This is a genomic window from Pseudomonas protegens (genome assembly GCF_003363755.1).
GTDB classification, from domain to species: Bacteria; Pseudomonadota; Gammaproteobacteria; order Pseudomonadales; family Pseudomonadaceae; genus Aquipseudomonas; species Aquipseudomonas danubii.
Genome location: NZ_CP031396.1, coordinates 1486616 through 1504976, shown reverse-complemented (window position 1 = coordinate 1504976; position 18361 = coordinate 1486616). Strand labels below are relative to the sequence as shown.

17 protein-coding genes and 1 pseudogene are annotated in these 18361 nt (G+C 62.4%); 4 read left to right on the top strand and 14 right to left on the bottom strand.

The genetic code is table 11. The features are described 5' to 3' along the window. Positions 1 to 2 precede the first annotated feature (2 nt). The 3 genes and pseudogenes from DWF74_RS06320 to DWF74_RS06310 all read right to left on the bottom strand — a co-directional run. On the bottom strand, positions 3 to 257 hold the full coding sequence (locus DWF74_RS06320; RefSeq protein ID WP_115580621.1) for a hypothetical protein: 255 nt from the start codon (positions 255 to 257) through the stop codon (positions 3 to 5). Positions 258 to 502: 245 nt separating this feature from the next. Continuing rightward, positions 503 to 1960 (bottom strand): mannose-1-phosphate guanylyltransferase/mannose-6-phosphate isomerase, encoded by a 1458-nt coding sequence (locus DWF74_RS06315; protein ID WP_115580620.1) that lies wholly within the window; start codon positions 1958 to 1960, stop codon positions 503 to 505. Continuing rightward, positions 1961 to 2128: pseudogene (locus DWF74_RS06310) on the bottom strand (sugar transferase); the annotation flags it as partial. It abuts the gene before it with no gap. Positions 2129 to 2355: 227 nt separating this feature from the next. Between DWF74_RS06310 and yegS the strand changes: the two are divergent. Beyond that, on the top strand, positions 2356 to 3255 hold the full coding sequence (gene yegS, locus DWF74_RS06305) for a lipid kinase YegS (RefSeq protein WP_102860933.1): 900 nt from the start codon (positions 2356 to 2358) through the stop codon (positions 3253 to 3255). Position 3256: 1 nt separating this feature from the next. On the opposite strand, the gene DWF74_RS06300 is transcribed toward yegS, so the two are convergent. From DWF74_RS06300 to DWF74_RS06290, 3 genes are all read right to left on the bottom strand, one after another. Beyond that, positions 3257 to 3916, bottom strand: a complete 660-nt coding sequence (locus DWF74_RS06300) for a response regulator (protein ID WP_102860934.1) — start codon at positions 3914 to 3916, stop codon at positions 3257 to 3259. After that, on the bottom strand, positions 3913 to 4806 hold the full coding sequence (locus tag DWF74_RS06295; RefSeq protein WP_102860935.1) for a sensor histidine kinase: 894 nt from the start codon (positions 4804 to 4806) through the stop codon (positions 3913 to 3915). The genes DWF74_RS06300 and DWF74_RS06295 overlap by 4 nt, the downstream gene beginning before the upstream one ends. Positions 4807 to 5340: 534 nt before the next feature. Continuing rightward, positions 5341 to 5778, bottom strand: a complete 438-nt coding sequence (locus DWF74_RS06290; RefSeq protein WP_115580619.1) for a hypothetical protein — start codon at positions 5776 to 5778, stop codon at positions 5341 to 5343. A 563-nt stretch (positions 5779 to 6341) separates the two neighbouring features. Between DWF74_RS06290 and DWF74_RS06285 the strand changes: the two genes are divergently transcribed. Then, on the top strand, positions 6342 to 7277 hold the full coding sequence (locus DWF74_RS06285) for a chemotaxis protein CheV (RefSeq protein ID WP_102860937.1): 936 nt from the start codon (positions 6342 to 6344) through the stop codon (positions 7275 to 7277). 94 nt (positions 7278 to 7371) lie between these two features. Then, positions 7372 to 8175: an MOSC domain-containing protein gene (locus DWF74_RS06280; protein ID WP_115580618.1), complete on the top strand. Its 804-nt coding sequence runs from the start codon at positions 7372 to 7374 to the stop codon at positions 8173 to 8175. A gap of 81 nt (positions 8176 to 8256) precedes the next feature. On the opposite strand, the gene DWF74_RS06275 is transcribed toward DWF74_RS06280, so the two are convergent. The 8 genes from DWF74_RS06275 to DWF74_RS06240 form a co-directional block, all read right to left on the bottom strand. Continuing rightward, positions 8257 to 8541, bottom strand: a complete 285-nt coding sequence (locus tag DWF74_RS06275) for a pyrimidine/purine nucleoside phosphorylase (protein ID WP_102860939.1) — start codon at positions 8539 to 8541, stop codon at positions 8257 to 8259. Positions 8542 to 8615: 74 nt separating this feature from the next. Next, the gene (locus DWF74_RS06270) at positions 8616 to 9155 is read right to left on the bottom strand and encodes an exonuclease domain-containing protein (protein ID WP_102860940.1); all 540 of its coding nucleotides are present in this window, start codon (positions 9153 to 9155) and stop codon (positions 8616 to 8618) included. A gap of 62 nt (positions 9156 to 9217) precedes the next feature. Beyond that, positions 9218 to 11203: an acetyl/propionyl/methylcrotonyl-CoA carboxylase subunit alpha gene (locus tag DWF74_RS06265; RefSeq protein WP_102860941.1), complete on the bottom strand. Its 1986-nt coding sequence runs from the start codon at positions 11201 to 11203 to the stop codon at positions 9218 to 9220. A 57-nt stretch (positions 11204 to 11260) separates the two neighbouring features. Beyond that, entirely contained in the window at positions 11261 to 12058 is a 798-nt protein-coding gene (locus DWF74_RS06260) for an enoyl-CoA hydratase/isomerase family protein (RefSeq protein WP_102860942.1), read from the bottom strand. Continuing rightward, positions 12055 to 13212, bottom strand: coding sequence for a citronellyl-CoA dehydrogenase (gene atuD, locus DWF74_RS06255; protein WP_102860943.1), 1158 nt, complete (start codon positions 13210 to 13212; stop codon positions 12055 to 12057). The genes DWF74_RS06260 and atuD overlap by 4 nt, the downstream gene beginning before the upstream one ends. 41 nt (positions 13213 to 13253) lie before the next feature. Then, entirely contained in the window at positions 13254 to 14870 is a 1617-nt protein-coding gene (atuC, locus tag DWF74_RS06250; protein ID WP_102860944.1) for a geranyl-CoA carboxylase subunit beta, read from the bottom strand. A gap of 3 nt (positions 14871 to 14873) precedes the next feature. After that, the gene (locus tag DWF74_RS06245) at positions 14874 to 15743 is read right to left on the bottom strand and encodes an SDR family oxidoreductase (RefSeq protein ID WP_102860945.1); all 870 of its coding nucleotides are present in this window, start codon (positions 15741 to 15743) and stop codon (positions 14874 to 14876) included. A gap of 10 nt (positions 15744 to 15753) precedes the next feature. Beyond that, positions 15754 to 17544: an acyclic terpene utilization AtuA family protein gene (locus DWF74_RS06240; protein WP_102860946.1), complete on the bottom strand. Its 1791-nt coding sequence runs from the start codon at positions 17542 to 17544 to the stop codon at positions 15754 to 15756. A gap of 178 nt (positions 17545 to 17722) precedes the next feature. Between DWF74_RS06240 and DWF74_RS06235 the strand changes: the two genes are divergently transcribed. After that, positions 17723 to 18346 carry a TetR/AcrR family transcriptional regulator gene (locus DWF74_RS06235; RefSeq protein ID WP_102860947.1) on the top strand — a complete coding sequence of 208 codons (624 nt, stop codon included), beginning with the start codon at positions 17723 to 17725 and terminating at the stop codon, positions 18344 to 18346. The last annotated feature ends 15 nt before the right edge of the window (positions 18347 to 18361 follow it).

Below are 18361 nucleotides of genomic sequence, written 5' to 3'. Positions count from 1 at the left end.
CTTCAGCGCAGCAGCAATAACAGCAGCAGTCCGAAACGGCTGTGGAAACCCCAGGTCACCAGCCCTGCCATTATCGAGGCCGCACATGTCAACCAGGCCAGGCGCTTGATTATCGATAGCGGCCTGGAATGAGGCGGATGTGCTTCGGACGAGAGTGGCACATCGAACTCCCGAAGTGGAGGAGCCGCCAGCCAGGAGCTGTCGTTGATGCGATTGAGCGTTGAATGCCCTTGTGGATAAAACCCCTTGTCGTTCATGACGGTGCACTTCCTTGTATGAGGCGTCAGCGCCTGGCATGCACAGTCACTGATTGGCTCCGCAGGGTCAATTCAGGCAAATCTCATTCTTCGGTCAGAAAATTCACTTTGAGTCCTACGTCTCGTTTCAGGCGCCTGTACTGAGGCTGCCCGACGCCTGGGCCTGGGTTTATTTATGGGGCGAGTTGCCTGACGAGCAGCTTCGTCACTTGCCGTTGTGGCAGATTTACGGGGCCAACGCTGTTTCAAGTGCTACCGGGGGCGGCCGGAGCTCGGCCATAAATGTCGTTGAAGCGCACGATGTCGTCTTCGCCCAGGTACTCCCCGCTTTGCACTTCGATTATTACCAGGTCGATCACCCCGGGATTGCGCAGTCGATGAGGGCGACCGGGCTTGATAAAGGTCGACTCATTGGTGTCGAGCAGAAACTCGTCTTCTCCGTTGGTCACCCGGGCCATGCCGCTGACCACGATCCAGTGCTCACTGCGGTGGTGGTGCCTTTGCAGCGACAGCGAGGCGCCGGGTTTGACTTCGATACGCTTGATCTTGAAGCGCGGTCCTTCCTCAAGCACGGTATAGGTGCCCCAGGGGCGGTTCACGGTGCGGTGCAGGCGGTAGGCGTCGTGGCCCAGGCGCTTGAGCTCCTGGGCGATCAGTTTGACCTCCTGGCTGCGCTTGCCGTCGGCGATCAGCAGGGCGTCCGGGGTGTCGATGATGATCAGGTTGTCCAGGCCGATACCGCCCACCAGGCGCTGGCGTGAATCGATGTAGCAGTTGCGGACATCATGCAGCACGGTCTCGCCGTTGCACTGGTTGCCGTGTACGTCCGCCGGGCTCAGCTCGCGCACTGCTTGCCAGGAGCCGATATCGCTCCAGCCGAGCTGGCAGGGCACCACGGCGACCTCCTTCGATCGCTCCATCACCGCGTAGTCGATGGAGATGTCCGGCGCCAGGGCGAAGCTGTCGCGGTCCAGCTCCACTTGCACTTCGCGTTGGCCTTGCCTGTGGTGGCTCAGTTCCAGGCAGCGCTCGACGGCATTGACCACCTGCGGCGCGAATTTGCGCAACTCACGGAGGATCACATCCGCGCGCATGCAGAACATGCCGGCATTCCACAGGTGCTGGCCGCCGTCGACGTAACGCTGGGCAGTGGCAGCATCGGGCTTTTCGACGAAACGGCTGACCTGGAAGCTCTCACCGTGCAAGCCCAGGCCTTTCTCGATATAGCCGAAACCGGTTTCGGCATGGCTCGGCTCGATACCGAAGGTCACCAGCCAGCCTTGCTCGGCCAACTGCCGGGCGCGCGCCACCGCGGTGGCGAATGCCTGGAGGTCATTGATCAGATGATCGGCGGGCAGCACCAGCAGTTGTGCGTCAGCGCCGTAGTGCTGGTTGACGTGCAGCGCTGCGGCGGCAATGGCCGGCGCGGTATTGCGGCCGAAGGGTTCGAGGATGAAATCCAGTTCAAGCTGAGTCTTGTTCAGCGGGCGGTAGTCATCCAGAGTGCGAAAGAGCACTTCACGGTTGGTCACCGTCAGCAACCGGCCGACGTCTTTCAGGGCCGTGGCGCGCACGAAGGTCTTCTGCAGCAGGCTTTCGCCGTCTGGCAGGCGCATGAAGGGTTTGGGCATCGCCTCGCGGGACACCGGCCACAGGCGGGTGCCGGCGCCGCCAGCAATGATGCAGGGAATGAGCGCGCTCATTTAGAAGGCCTCGTGGATCATGATGACGGACGCGATGGTGCGGAACAGAATGTGCAGTTCAAGCCAGGCTGACCAATTTTCGATGTATTCCAGGTCGAATTCGACACGTTTTTCGATTTTTTCCAGGGTATGAGGCTCGTCACGGTAGTTATTGACCGGCGCCAGCCCGGCAGCGGCAGATTGCGCAGGATCAGTTGCAAGCGCAGCCGGTTGTCGAAGAGCGACTCGGCGTACTAGCTATGAAAGATTTTCCTCGTTGGCAGGCTAACCTGGGTCATGAGTGGTGAGGTACGAGCCAGGCTGGCTTGGGCAAAAAAATAATCGATGGGACAGACTTATTTTGCTGTGCCCGAGGTCAACATCCCTCAAGGAACCCATAACCGGAGCCATGGTTGATGAATGAGCGCAAGGCACTGTTGATACTGCACGGCAAGCAGGCCCTCAACGATGAGGTGCGCGCTGCGGTTGAGGCCAAGCGTGCTGCCGGCTGGGAGGTTTCGGTGCGTCTGACCTGGGAGGCGGGAGATGCCCAGCGTCTGGTGAGCGAGGCGCTGGACGCCGGGCATACCCGGCTGATTGCCGGAGGCGGCGACGGTACGCTGCGCGATATCGCCGAGGCCCTGGCCAACGCGTCGACCCAGGCCAGTCTGGCGCTGCTGCCATTGGGCACGGCCAATGACTTTGCCCGGGCTGCCGGTGTTCCCCTTGATCCGGCGGCGGCCCTGGAGCTGCTGGACGTCCCGGCCCGGACGATCGACCTGGGGGAGGTTGGCGGGCAGATTTTCCTCAATATGGCCACCGGCGGCTTTGGTAGCCAGGTCACCGCCAATACCTCTGAAGACTTGAAGAAAGTCCTTGGCGGTGCCGCTTATCTGTTCACCGGGCTGTCGCGCTTTGCCGAGTTGAGTGCGGCTTATGGCGAGTTGCAGGGGCCGGATTTCCATTGGCGTGGTGAGTTGCTGGCCCTGGGCATCGGCAACGGCCGGCAGGCGGGAGGCGGGCACGAGCTTTGCCCGGGAGCCATGGCCGACGACGGCTTGCTGGATATCAGCATTCTGCCGGCGCCTCAGGAGCTGGTGGGCACTCTGAAGAGTCTGCTGGCCGGTGGCTTGGGGATCGACAATATGTTTGTCCGCGCGCGTCTGCCCTGGGTCGAGATCAAGGCCTCAAGAGGCCTGGACATCAATCTTGATGGCGAACCGCTGCAGGGCGACACTTTGCGGTTTACCGCCCGTCCTGCGGCCTTGCAGGTGCATTTGCCGGCGGATTCGCCGTTGCTCGGCGCCGCTCGCTGAGTCAGTCGTCGAGGCTGATGATGCGCTCGCGCACGGCGAACAGCACCAGCCCGGCGACGTCGAAGATCTGCAGGCGTTTCATGATCTGCGAGCGATGGGTTTCCACGGTCTTGATGCTTAAACCCAGGCCCAGAGCGATCTCCCGGGTGGACTTGCCCCGCACGATCAGCCGCAGTATTTCCAGCTGGCGAGCCGTCAGGTTGTGGTTTTCCGCAGGCTGGGGCTGGTGCTTCTGGGCTCGGGTCAGCGCCTGGTTGATCACGGTATGAGCAATGGCCGGACTCAGGTAGCGCTCGTTGTTGCGCAAGGCTTCCAGGGCGTGTTCGAGTTCGGTGGCGGTGGTGTCCTTGAGCAGATAGCCGTGGGCGCCGGATTCCAGGGCCTGCATGATCAGGGAGGGGTCGGTATGCATCGACAGAATCAGGACTTTGCTCTGGGGCCGCATTGCCTTGAGCCGGCGCAGGGCGTCCAGGCCGCCGATGCGTTTCATCGACAGGTCCAGCAGGACGATGTCCGGATGCAGTTTCTCGACCATTTCCAGCAGTTGCGCGCCGTCATCGGCTTCACCGATCACCGCGTATCCGGGAATGTCCGTGACCAGGGCACGCACGCCAGCCCGGATAAGCGAGTGGTCATCCACCAAGAGTAAATTACAGGTCAATGTGAAACCTTATTCGTGCTGGCCCGCTCCAGGGTGCGAGGGGCCCAGGGAAAGAGTGCTTCGATCTGGGTGCCTTGGTCGAGCTCGCTGGTGATCTGTAACAGGCCGCCCAACTGGCTGATTCGTTCCTGCATCCCGGCCATGCCTCGCTGGCCCAGGGCGCCGGGATCGCTGGCCGGGGCGAACCCCTGGCCATCATCGCTGATGAACAGCGAAAGGCCTTCCGGCAGTCGCTGTATTCGTACCAACAGGTTTTTCGCCTGGGCGTGGCGCAGCATGTTGGTGACCGCTTCCTGGGTGATGCGGAACGCTGCGACGGCCATCTCCTCCGGGATTCCCGACAGGCGCTGGCGGCATTCCAGGCTCCAGTGCACCGATGTGTTTTCCAGAGTCTTGAGCAGGTGGGCGCGCAGGCTGGCCTCCAGTCCCAGGCTGGCCAACTGCCGGGGATTGAGGATTGCGGACACGTCACGCACTTTGGCCAGGGTCTCTTCCAGAGTGGTGCCGAGCACCGCGCAGGAGTCCTGCAGGTCGTCCGGCAGGCGACGCTTGAGCCAATCGGTCTGCAGTTTTGCCGCTGTCAGCAACTGGCCGATGTCATCGTGCAGTTCACGGCTGAGGCGGTGTCGCTCATTTTCCTTGACCTCTAGCAGGCGTTCGGCGAGCTCCTGGGGCTGAAAGCGGATGGACTTTCGCGAATAGCCGTATTGCACCCAGATACAGGTCAGCGCCGCGATGTTGAGCAGCAGCAAGATCAGCGGCAAGGGCCGGTCCAGGCAATAGATCAGTGCGTTGCCCAGGGTCGAGCAGGAACACAGCAACAGGCTGAGCCAGCGCAGATGATCTAGAGAGAGGGGCCAAGAGAAGAGAGACTTGAGGCTGGCGTACATAGCGGATGGAGCCAATGAATGTTCGCTGCGAGAGCCCTGTCAGAAGTGGATGACGAGGCTTGTTTGAGAAACGGTGTTATTTGAATACTCGGTTTCAATCAACGTTGTCTGTTTGTCTTGTACAAGCCGAGTAGTGACTGCCGACATTGGAATCAAAGTGCCATTACTGTGTCCGTTTATGGGCGACATAATACCACCGAAGATACCGTTGGTCGCGTTTATACGCACAGTTATATATGTCCTGAAAGTCAGGAATATGGATCTGCTGCACGTTTGTTCCATTTCCTCCACGGACTTCGGGAGGGCTAATGAAAGCGCGGGATATGGGCGATGTTGCGGGCCCATACAGGGCTCTGAACAGTAAGTCCCGGGGCTGGTGCTAGTTGGAGTTGGTGAATCGATAATGTCGCTCTTGGGTATGAAATACTCAATAACGACCAGATAGTTGACCCTGAGTCTGAAGTTCTAGTGATATTTCGGGTTGGCTATTGTAACTGCGGGTTTTATCTGCCAGCCAGCGGCACAAGTGCAACTTCAATGGGTGCAGGATGGATAAGCGCAGGTACAGTTTTGCGCCACTTGATCGTTCAGTTCGTTGATCAGCAGGGCCTGTTCGCTGTCATCCAGATTGAGTTGGCCGTTGTGCGGGTCGATCAATTCCAGTTGCCAGGCCATCAGGGTCAGGCAGCTTTTCAAGGCGTCGAGGATCGGATCGTTGAGGTCCACTGGATGTGCTGTACGTTTCAACACGCCATGAATGTGCAAGGCGAATTCGGCCAGCGGGCTGATGGAATGGCGTGCTGCCGTCTGGGCCAGGCACAGCAGGCTGGCGAGCAGGCAGTTGATCGCTTCTTCGTCATTCCTGATCAAGTGCAGATGGCTCAGGCAATCTTCCGATTTAGCCAGTAGAGCCTGAGCTTCAAGCAGGAACTCAGGCAGGGGGGGAGCGCACTCATGGCCGTCCTTTAGCATGCTTATCTCCATGACTTCGAGTCCGATGGCGGGATAGGGCCTTGGCTGAACGGTTTTAAGGTATGACGCGTTTTTTGCGTTTGCATATCAGATATATCTGATTTTTTTTCAGGTGGCGCGAGCGGCTGTGATAGTGGTTGTTCATCGCTTTTGCAAGCAGCCCGAATGCCGGCCACAGCAATGCGGCGCACTTGCGCTGGGGCTTGATGGGCGTGGGTGCTGAGGCTTGAAAGGGTGCTGGGCCACCTTTCTGCGATCACAAACAAAAGCCTGACTCCGTTCATGCAATGAGAATGGCGTCACATTAATGGCTATTGGATATTGCGAATATCAGGATGGTCCTGATTGTTGCTAGGGGAAACCCTTAGGCGCGGGAACTTCACGCCGCGAAGGAGGTCGCGCCGTCGGAGAGTCGTGCTGATGAATTGACCGGCTCAGTAAAGCATGATGTTAATGTGACATCAATGGCTTTCATGTGGCAATTTGCATGCGGGTCAAGATCCGGCGGATCCCGCCGATATCTGTCTTTAGTGAATTCATCAGAACAAGCCCAGGAGTCATTAATGGCCGGCATTCTCGACACGGTAGATCAACGCACGCAGCTGGTGGGTGAGAATCGCCTGGAAATCCTCATGTTTCGCCTGGCCGGTCGGCAGCTGTTCGCGATCAACGTCTTCAAGGTCCAGGAAGTCCTGCAGCTGCCCAAGCTGACCCTGATGCCGCAGCGCCACCCGTTCGTTTGCGGTGTGGTCAACCTGCGTGGCCAGACCTTGCCGGTCATCGACCTGTCCCAGGCCATCGGCATGCGCCCGCTGGTTCCGGGGCCCAACAGCACCATCATCGTCACCGAGTACAACCGTTCGGTGCAGGCGTTCCTGGTGGGCGGCGTGGACCGCATCGTCAACATGAACTGGGAAGCCATCATGCCGCCGCCCACCAGCGCCGGGCGCCAGCATTACCTGACGGCCATCAGCAAGGTTGACGAGCAACTGGTGGAAATCATCGACGTCGAGAAGGTCCTGGCGGAAATCGTGCCCTACAACGCCAAGGTTTCCCGGGACAAGCTGGAAGATCCTGTGCTCGAACGTGCTCGCGGCCGTGAAGTGCTGCTGGTGGATGACTCCAACGTGGCGCTTTCGCAACTGCGCGACACCCTCGGCCAGTTGGGGGTGAAGATGCACATCGCCAGCGATGGCCTCAAGGCTCTGAACATGCTCAAGGCCTGGGCCGACACCGGGGTCGACATGACCGACAAGTTGTTGATGGTATTCACCGATGCGGAAATGCCTGAGATGGACGGCTATCGCCTGACTACCGAGATCCGCAACGACCCACGCCTGCGTGGGCTGTATGTGGTCCTGCACACATCCTTGTCCGGCAGTTTCAACGAATCGATGGTGAAGAAGGTCGGTTGCGACAACTTCCTCTCCAAGTTTCAGCCGGACAAACTGGTGGACGTGGTCCGTCAGCGTTTGATGCTGGATGAAGTCAGCGTCTGATTCATGAGGATGTCCGGCTGCTTTTCCCTTGCACCTTTGTTTCGTCGAAGCGCTGGTATAGGGTGAGGCTTTTTGCCCACACAGGGAGCTGGACATGCGTCTTAGCGCGCTTTATCGATACCCGTTGAAATCCGCAAAGGGCGAAACCCTGCAACAGATCGGCCTGGACAAGCTCGGCCTGGAGGGGGATCGCCGCTGGATGCTGGTGGACGAGGCCAGCGGGCGCTTCCTCACCCAGCGTGCCGTGGGCCGCATGAGTCAGCTCTCGGCGTTGTGCAATGACCAGGGTGGCCTGACCCTCAGCGCTCCAGGGTTTTCCACCCTTGACGTGCCCCTGCCAGCGGCCGATGCCGCACTGCGCGGCGTGACCATCTGGCATGACAGCCTGCGGGTGCCTGATGCCGGTGACGAAGCGGGCGCCTGGGTCAGTGACTTCATCGGCAAGCCCACCCGCCTGGTGCAGGTAGCCGCGGAACGGGCGCGAAGCACCGCCGCCGGTTACGGCAGGGACGATGATCAAGTGGCGTTCGCCGATGGTTTTCCACTCTTGTTGATTGGCCAGGCATCCCTGGAGGACCTGGCCGGTCGCGTCGGGCGGCCTCTGGAGATGCTGCGTTTTCGACCCAATCTGGTGATCGAAGGCAGCGAGCCCTTTGCCGAGGACCAGTGGCGGCGCATACGGATTGGCGATGTCGAGTTTCGTGTGGTCAAGCCGTGCTCGCGCTGCATCCTGACCACCATTGACCCACAGACTGGCGAACGCAGCGCCGACCGCGAACCCCTGGCCACTTTGCAGAAATATCGCGCCCAGGCTGACGGGGCGATGTTCGGGCAGAATCTGGTCAACGACGGCAATGGTCGCTTGCAGGTGGGGATGCCAGTGACCGTCCTCGAATAGCGTTTCTTGGCCCCATGAAAAATGCCCGTCTCTTATAGGAGACGGGCATTTTTTGTCAGCGCGACAGCCGTGACAGGTGAATCAACCGCGGTATTCGCACAGGTAGGCGGTTTCCACGGCGACTTTCAGTTGGAACTTGCTGTTGGCCGGTACGTTGAACTGGCTGCCGGCAGGAAAGGTTTCCCAGTCGGCGCTGTCGGGCAGGCGCACGGTCAGGGCGCCGGACACCACGTGCATGATTTCCCGTTGCGCCGTACCGAACTCGTATTCGCCCGGGGCCATGACGCCAATGGTGGCTGGACCTTCGGCCGTGCCGAAGGCAATCGACTTGACGGTGCCGTCGAAGTACTCGTTGACTTTAAACATGGGCGATTCCTCAAGAAAGGGTCAAAAAGGTCGGCCAGTATGCACAAGGCCTCAAAGGCCGTCACCTGCCGCCATCATGGAAGAATCAGCGGCAATAAGCGCGCGGTATTGCGTGCATCTTCCAGGGCTCGATGCTGCTGGCCGTTGAACTGCATGCCGGCCAGTTGCAAGGCTGCATTCAGGCCCAGGGGGCGCTCCAGACGCCTGGCCTTGGCAAAGCGCTGCTTGAGGTTCATGTGGGGGACGTCATTCAACAGGCTGTGCAGTTGCTGGTTGTGCCACTCCAGTTGCAGTTGCTTGCGGTCATAGTCGCCCCAACTGGCCCAGCCCTCCAGGCGCGACTGATGCTGGCCCAGCCAGCGTTCGAACAGGGTCCAGACTTCGCCCAACGGTGCGGCGCTGTCGATATTGGCCTGGGTGATATGGGTCAGCTCGCGACAGAACGGCGTCAGCCTGGGACGTCGCAAGGGGCGGACGAAACGCTGGAAATGGTCCTGTTCCCGACCCTGACGGTTGACCAGGGTGGCTCCGATTTCGATGATTTCCATCTCGCTTACCGGCCAGCCCCCTTCATCCGTCGTGGCTTCCAGATCTATTACCAGCCAGTGGGGCATCGCTATTTCCAGCCTTCAAGCTCCTGATGAGGCTTGAGCGTAGCCAAAGCTGAGGCATCCGCCTAGTGCTCCATTTCCGCGGCGGGGGCGGCTTGCTCCACCTCCAGCAGAATCTGCCGGTTCTTCACCTGGTCCCCGAGGTTGACCTGGACCCGGGTGATCACTCCGTCGATCCCGGCCTTGAGCGGGTGTTCCATCTTCATCGCCTCCAGCACCAGCAGCAGTTGGCCCTTGCTGACACTCATGCCCTCGCTGACCAGTACGTCGACTATGGCCCCGTCCATGGGCGCCTTGAGGGTGCCGGAATCGGTGCTCAGTTGGCCCTGTGCCGGCGCATGGGTGCGGTCCTGCAGATGCAGGCTGCCCTGGCGGCTGCTCAGCCAGAGTTCGCCGTCGTGCAGTTGATAGATGTAGTGCCGGCGAATGCCCGCGACCTCCAGCGTGGCCCGGCGGCCATCGGCGGCCATGACCTTGATTGCCCACACGCCATCCCCCTGCCGCACGTGCAACAGGCCCGATGCCGAGGGGCTCAGTTCCAGCGACCATTGACTGTCATCCAGACCAATGCGGTAGCCCAGGGGCACACTGGCGTTGTTGCTCCAGGCACTCAGGTTTGAGCGGTGTGCGCTGGCGCTGTGGTGATAGAAGAGCGCAGCGGCAATGGCCAGTTCCTCAAGGCTGGGGCGCTGCGGTTGCAGGCTCAGGTCCTCGGCAAAATGTTCGGCGATGAAGGCGGTGCTGAACCGACCGCTGGCAAATACCGGGTGCCTGAGCAGACCGGCCAGCAGCCGGCGATTGCTCTCAAACCCCAGCAGCACGCAGTCCTCGACCCCGCGCAACAGCTTGCGCCGGGCTTCCTCGCGGGAGGCACCGTGGGCGATCAGCTTGCCCAGCATCGGATCATAGAAGGGGCTGACCCATTGGCCCTCCTGCAAGCCGTGGTCGGTGCGTATCCCCGGTGCCGGCTGCCAACGCAGGACCTGGCCGGTCTGGGGCAGAAAGTTCTGCGCCGGGTCCTCGGCGTAAAGGCGAACTTCGATGGCATGGCCGTTGAGCTGCACCTGCTCCTGGGTCAAGGGCAGGGGCTCGCCGGCAGCGACTTGCAACTGCAGGGCCACCAGATCCAGGCCGGTGACCAGTTCCGTGACGGGATGCTCGACCTGCAGACGGGTGTTCATTTCCAGGAAGTAGAACTGACCGCGGGCGTCCAGCAGGAACTCCACAGTGCCGGCGCCGACATAGTTCACCGCGCGCCCGGCCTTGAGCGCCGCTTCGCCCATGGCTCGGCGCAGTTCCTCTGTCATCACCGGGCAGGGTGCCTCTTCTATGACCTTCTGATGGCGGCGCTGAATCGAGCAGTCCCGTTCACCCAGATAGATCAAGTGACCGTGCTGGTCGCCGAAGACCTGCATTTCCACGTGCCGCGGCTCGATCAGCGCCTGCTCCAGAATCAGCTCGTCGCTGCCGAAGGCATGCAGGGCTTCCGAGCGTGCGGTACGGATCTGCTCCAGCAGGTCTTCGTGCTGCTGTACCAGACGCATGCCGCGTCCGCCACCGCCGGCGCTGGCCTTGATCATCAGCGGATAACCGATGCGCTGGGCCTCGCGCTGCAAGGTGGCGTCGTCCTGCTCCTCGCCCTGGTAACCCTGGATGCAAGGCACGCCGGCTTCGAGCATGGCGATCTTCGAGCGGCGCTTGCTGCCCATCAGTTCGATGGCGGCGGCACTGGGGCCGATGAAGGTGATACCGGCGGCGGCACAGGCCGCGGCGAACTCGGGGTTTTCCGAGAGGAAGCCGTAGCCCGGATGAATGGCGTCGGCACCGCTGCGCCGGGCAGCGTCGAGGATCGCCTCGCTGTTGAGGTAGGACTGCTGCACCGGGGACGGGCCGATGTGGATGGCTTCGTCGGCCATGTGCACATGCAGGGCCTCGGCGTCGGCATCGCTGAACACGGCCACGGTGCGATAGCCCAGGGCCTGGGCGGTGCGCTGGATGCGGCAGGCGATTTCGCCACGGTTGGCGATCAGGATCTTGCTGAAGGTGGGCATACAGGCTCCCGGGAATCGGTGGGGGGCATTCGCCGGCAAGCCGGCTCCTACAAGGGCTCAGCTGGCCCAGGCCGGTTTGCGTTTCTGCACAAAGGCCAGGGTGCCTTCGAGGCCTTCGGCGCCGGTGACGGCCTGGGCGAAGTCTTCGGCGGCCTGATCCAGCAGGGGGCCCAGAGGCTGGTCGACGCTGGCCAGGAGCAGGGCCTTGGTCGCAGCGTTGGCCCCTGGCGCGCAGCGCAGGATCTGTGACAACTGCTGTTCAAGGCGTTCTTCCAGGGCCCGGGGATCAGCTTCGACAAAGTGCACCAGGCCCAGCTGCAGGGCCTCGGCACCGTCGAAGCGGGCGGCGGTCAGGGTCAGGCGTCGGGCCTGGGTCAGGCCGATGCGCCGCACCACGAAGGGGGCGATCTGCGCTGGCAGCAGCCCGAGGCCGGTTTCCGGCATGCCGAACTGCGCACTGTGTTCGGCGATGGCGATATCGCTGACACACGCCAGGCCGAAGCCGCCACCCAACACCGCTCCTTGCAGCACGCAGACCAGCACCTGGGGCGTCTGCTGGGCTTCTTCCAGCAGTGCACCGAAGGCCCGGTTCAGTTCACGGTAGGCAGCGCTGCCTCGGGTGCGGGCGCCGGCCATGTCCTTGAGGTCGCCACCGGCACAGAAATGGCCACCGGCGCCCCGCAGGACCAAGGCGCGGATGCTCCGCCGATCTCGCACAGCGGCGAGCACGGTACGCAGTTCCGCCACCATCTGCAGGCTCATGGCGTTGCGGCTCTCGGGGCGGTTGAGAGTAATGAACAGCACGCCGTGGCGTGGCTCCAGCAGCAGGGTCTGGCAGGTCGGGAGCGGGCTCATTTCTTTTTCCCCGGCAGGATGCCCATGAGTTTGCAGATGATCCCCAACATGATTTCGTCGGCGCCACCGCCAATGGAAACCAGGCGCACATCGCGATAGGCGCGGGCCACCGGGTTGTCCCACATGAAGCCCATGCCGCCCCAGTACTGCAGGCAGCTGTCGCTGACCTCACGGCCCAGGCGCCCGGCCTTGAGCTTGGCCATGGAGGCCAGGCGGGTCACGTCCTGGCCGCGCACATACTGCTCGGTAGCCTGGTAGACCAGGGCCCGCAGGCACTCGATCTCGGTGGACAGTTCGGCCAGGCGGAAGTGGATCACCTGATTGTCGATCAGCGGGTTGCCGAAGGTGCGGCGCTCCTTGCAGTACTCGATGGTGCTGTCGACGCAGTACTCCAGGCCCTTGATCATGTTCGCCGCGCCGAACAGCCGTTCCTCCTGGAACTGCAGCATCTGCATCATGAAACCGGCGCCTTCATGACCGATTCGATTGCGCTGGGGCACCCGCACATCGTCAAAGAACACCTGGGCGGTTTCCGAACTGCGCATGCCGAGCTTGTCCAGATGCGAACTGAGGCTGATGCCCGGGGTGTTCATCGGCACCATGATCAGCGACTTGTTGATGTGCGGCTTGTCGTCCGAGGTATTGGCCAGCAGACAGATGAAGTCGGCGCTGGGTGAATTGGTGATCCACATCTTGCTGCCGTTGATCACGTAGTCGTCGCCGTCCTTGTGGGCGTGGGTCTTGAGCCCGGCCACATCGGAACCGGCGCCGACTTCGGAGACGCCGATGCAGCCTACCTGCTCGCCCGTGATGGCCGGGCGCAGAAACTCGTCGCGCAGCTCATCGGAACCGAAGCGCGCCAGGGCCGGGGTGCACATGTCGGTCTGTACGCCGATGGACATGGGGATGCCGCCGCAATGGATGGTGCCGAACTCTTCGGCGGCGACGATGGAATAGCTGTAGTCCAGGCCCATGCCGCCGAATTTTTCCGGCTTGGAGATGCCCAGCAGCCCCAGCTCGCCGGCCTTGCGGAAAATCTCGTGGATGGGAAAGCGCCCGGCTTTCTCCCATTCCTCCACATGGGGGTTGATTTCGCGGTCGACAAATTGGCGCACCGTGCGCCGCAGTTCTTCGTGTTCCTGGGTGAAGATCATTGTTGTTCTCCTCAAGTGGGGTCAGACCGCGAAATGGCCTATCAAAACCGTGCCACACCGAAACTGTTGGGCTGCAAGACCCGGGCCTCTGCCTCATGGCAGATGTCCAGCAGATAGCCCAGCAGCGTGCGGGTATCCCGGGGGTCGATCAGGCCGTCGTCCCACAGGTTGGCGCTGCCGTACAAGGCTGTGGACTGGCTGTCGAGCTTCTGCGCGGTGACCTGCTCCAGCATGTCGAGCATCTTCGGGTCGGCTTCCTGGCCGTTCTTCGCATGCTTGGCCTCGGTGACGATGCGCAGCACCTTGCCGGCCTGGGCGCCGCCCATCACCGCGGTACGGCTGTTGGGCCAGGCGAAGATGAAACGCGGGTCCAGGCCACGGCCACACATCGCATAGTTGCCGGCGCCGTAGGAGCCGCCGACGACGATGGTCAGCTTCGGCACCCGGGCATTGGTCACCGCCTGGATCATCTTCGCCCCATGCTTGATCACCCCTTGCTGTTCCGACTCGGTGCCCACCATGAAGCCGGTGGTGTTGTGGAAAAACAGCAGCGGGGTGCGGCTCTGGTCGCAGAGCTGGATAAACTGCGCCGCCTTGCTCGCGCCCTGGGGCGTGATCGGGCCGTTGTTGCCGATAAAACCGCAGGGCCGGCCCTGGATCTGCAGGTGGCCGCACAGGGTCTGGGCATCGAACTCGCCCTTGAATTCCAGGAACTGCGAGCCGTCCGCCAGGCGGGCGATGATTTCCCGGGCGTCATAGGGCTTTTTCGGATCAAAGGGAATCAGTCCGAGCAGTTCGTCGATGGGATACAGCGGCTCGCTCCAGGTTCTGGCGGGCTGTACCGGCAGTTGAGCATTCCATGGCAACAGGCTGACGATCTCGCGGACGATGCGGATGCCGTCGGCGTCGTTCTGCGCCAGGTACTCGGCGGTACCGGCGACCTGGGCGTGCATCTCGGCGCCCCCCAGTTGTTCATCGGTGGCCACCTCGCCGGTGGCGGCCTTGAGCAGTGGTGGTCCGGCGAGAAACAGCTTGGCCTTGCCGCGTACCACCACCACGTAATCCGAGAGCCCGGGCTGGTAGGCGCCACCGGCGGTGGCCGAGCCGTGGACCACGGTGATCTGGGGCAGGCCCATGGCCGACATCCGCGCCTGATTGGCGAAACTGCGCGCGCCCTCGACGAAGATCTCCGCCGCGTAGTTGAGGTTGGCGCCCCCGCTTTCCGCCAGGGTTACCACCGGCAGCTTGTTCTCCATGGCGATCTGTTGCAGGCGCAGGGACTTCTTCAGGCCACTGGGGGAAATGGTCCCGCCCTTGATCGCACTGTTGTTGGCCACCACCAGCATGCGCACCCCGCACACGTAGCCGATGCCGGCGATCAGGCCGCCGCCGGCCTGGCTGCCGTCCTTGTCGTCGTGCAGCTTGTAGCCGGCGAGGCTGGCCAGTTCAAGAAAGGGCGCGCCGGGGTCCAGCAGCAGGTTGAGGCGTTCCCGGGGCAGCAACTGGCCGCGCTTGTCGAATTTGGCCTTGGCCTCGGCCGCCTTGTTCAGCAGGTTTTGCTGCAGGGTCTGCAACTGTTGCAGGCCCGCCAGCATCGCCTCGCGGTTCTGCGCGAACTGCGGGCTGTGGGGATCGAGCTGGGATTGGATCACCGGCATGGCTCAGTCCTCGCCTTTGAGCACATCGGGCAGGTAGGCCCGATGAAAACCGTTGTACGACTCACTGTTGCGCGCCTTGGCCAACGGCCAGGCGCGGCTGCCGAGGCTGGCGGCGCCGTCGATGCGCAAGGTGCTGCCGCTGACAAAGGCCGCACCGGGGCTGAGCAGAAAGACGATGGCCGCGCTGACTTCCGATTCCGTACCGATGCGTTTGAGCGGCACGTGCTCGCGCAGGGTGGGAATGATTGCCTTGAACGCGCCTTCGTAGGTGTCCATGCCACTGGAGGCGATCCAGCCCGGGGCCACGGCGTTGACCCGGACCCCGGCGTGGCCCCATTCGTAGGCAGCGGTCTTGGTGAAGTTGTCCATCCCCGAGCGGGCCGCGCCGGAGTGCCCCATGCCGGGCATGCCGCCCCACATGTCGGCGAGCATGTTGACGATGCTGCCGCCGTGGCGGCTCATGGATTGGTTGAAGACTTCCCGGGCCATCAGGAAGCCGCCCACCAGATTGGTGCGCAGCACGGTTTCGAAACCTTTCTGGTTGATCGAAGCCAGGGGCGCCGGATATTGGCCACCGGCATTGTTCACCAGGCCATGGATCGGACCAAAGCGCTCCACCAACTGCCCTACCAGGGCCTTGACCGCTTCCTCGTCGCGAATGTCGCAGGCCTGCCAGTGGGCCTGGCCGCCGTCCTCGGCAATCTCCCCGGCAACCTTCTGCAGTTTTTCCGCCTTGCGCCCCACCAGCAGCACCTGGGCCCCCAGGGCCGCCAGCTCATGGGCGGTGCAACGACCAATGCCGCTGCCACCGCCGGTGACGATGATGGTCTGGCCGGTAAACAGTTGCGCTTTGAAAATCGAGTCGTACACCACGGCAGCTCCTTTAATTGACGGCATCGGCAATGCTCTGCGGCACCGGGATCTGGATTTCCAGCAACTGCTGGGCGAAGGCCTTGCCTTGCGGGTCGATGCGCAGGCTGGCGACACCGCCGCCGCCCAGGGCGTTTTCCAGCAGGAAGTTGAGGCCATGAATGCCCGGCAGGTACCAGCGCTGGACCCGGCCGTGGACCGGGTCCAGCACATGCCCCATCCAGTCCACCAGCACTTCGGGGGTCAGGGCTTCGGCGATCCATGGCAGATAGTCGGGATGGCGCGCCAGCACACCGATGTTGCTGTGGTTGCCCTTGTCGCCCGAGCGCGCCACCGCCAACTTGACCAGGGGCACGCTGGCATCGGGACGACCTTGGGGCTTGGGCAGTGAATGCGGGGCGGGCAGGGCGCTGGCGTCCAGGCGGTCGACTTCGGGCAGGGCGCAGGGATGACGCTGGCCGGCGAGGTCGATTTCCAGGTGGCAGGCGTCCTTGTCCAGCAGGAAAGAAAACAGCCGGATCACTGGATACACCGTGGGTCGTCCACCGACGATGCCGGTCAGCCCTGGAGCCATGCCGGTGGCGGCCTGGGCAATCTCCCTGGAGAACAGCACCAGCGCCGCCTTGTGCGGATGGCGCACCGCCAGCTTGATCACCACTTCGCGGCTGTCCTGGCGACGGCCATGGGGGCCGTAGGTGGCTTCGCTGCCCAACAGTTCAATGTTGACTTCGCTGTAGTCCGGCCAGCCGCGCTGGCTGAACATTTCGCGGGTCTTGTCGATGATCGCCTGGCTGACCCGGCGTGCCTTGGCCACCGCGTCGATCCCGGCCATCAGGCAACTGGCGGTGCAACGGAAGCCGTCCGGGTAGGTGGCGCTGACCTTGTACTGGTGGCTTGGGGGCAGACCCTTGGCGCCCTGGACCCGGACTTCATTCGGTGCCGACTGCTGCACCTGCACCTGGGAGAAATCGCACACCACATCGGGAAGCAGATAAGCCCGTGGATTGCCTATTTCGTACAGCAACTGCTCACCGACCGTCAGCGGACTGATGAGCCCACCGGTACCCGGAGCCTTGCTGACCACGAACCCGCCGTCGGCGTCGACCTCGACGATGGGAAAGCCGATGTGCTCGTAGTCCGGCACCTCGCGCCAATCGGTGAAGTTGCCGCCACTGCACTGGGCGCCACACTCGATGATGTGTCCGGCGAGGGCCGCCTGGGCCAGGCGGTCGTAGTCCCGCCAGGACCAGGCGAATTCGTGGACCAGGGCGCCGCTGACCACCGCGCTGTCGACGCCGCGACCGGTGATTACGATATCCGCTCCCAGGCGCAGGGCCTCGACGATGCCCGGGGCGCCGAGATAGGCATTGGTGGAGACGCACATCGGTGGCAAGGGGGCGTCACTGAACATTTCCTTGATTCCGGCGCCGGCCAGTTGCTTGAACTGCGGTTGCAGGTCGTCCCCCAGCAGCACGGCGATCTTCAGTGGCACCCCGGCCTGCTCGCAGGCGCTGCGCAAGGCACTGGCGCAGGCGTGGGGATTGACCCCGCCGGCATTGCTGATCACGCGGATCTGCTGTTCGTGGATCGACGCCAGCAGCGGCTTGAGCACCTCGACAAAATCCGTGGCGTAACCCGTGTCCGGGTCTTTCATGCGGGCCCCGGCCATGATCGACAGGGTGATCTCCGCCAGGTAATCGAACACCAGGTAATCCAGGCGTCCACCTTCCACCAGTTGCGCGGCGGCGCTGCTGGTATCGCCCCAGAAGGCGCTGGCGCAGCCGATTCGTACGGTCTTGGTCATGGCAGGGCTCTCGAGAAAAGAACTGCGAGGAGGCTACCAAGCAAGCGCTTGGTTTGTAAATGGGCGAGTGGATTCTTCGACCCAAGCGCTTGCTTGGTAGCAGTGAGGGGCTTAAATTGCGCGCGCTACAGCCGGTTTCCGGCTGAGCTTTTGACGAAGTGACGGTAGGAGAACACCGGTGGATGAGCAAAAAGCCTTGCAGGTAGTGCGCGAGCTGATCGCCAGCGGACAAGTGACCGATCCCGACAGCGCCCGGGGCAAGCTGTTGCAGACTGCCGCGCACCTGTTTCGCAACAAGGGTTACGAACGCACCACGGTGCGCGATCTGGCCGGCGCGGTGGGTATTCAATCCGGCAGCATCTTCCACCACTTCAAGAGCAAGGACGACATCCTGCGCGCGGTGATGCAGGAAACCATCCACTACAACACCGCCTTGATGCGCGCCGAACTGGCCGAGGCCGGCAGCGTGCGCGAGCGGGTGCTGGCGCTGATCCGCTGCGAACTGCAATCGATCATGGGCGGCAGCGGCGAAGCCATGGCGGTGCTGGTCTATGAGTGGCGTTCGCTGTCCCCGGAAGGCCAGGCCGCGGTCCTGGCATTGCGGGACATCTACGAACAGATCTGGCTGCAGGTGCTGGGCGAGGCCAAGGACGCCGGATTCATCAAGGGCGATGTGTTCATTACCCGGCGCTTCCTCACCGGCGCCTTGTCCTGGACCACTACCTGGTTTCGCGCCCAGGGCAGCATGACGCTGGAGCAATTGGCCCAGGAAGCCTTGCTGTTGGTGCTCAAGGATCATTGAGGCGCTGATTTATTC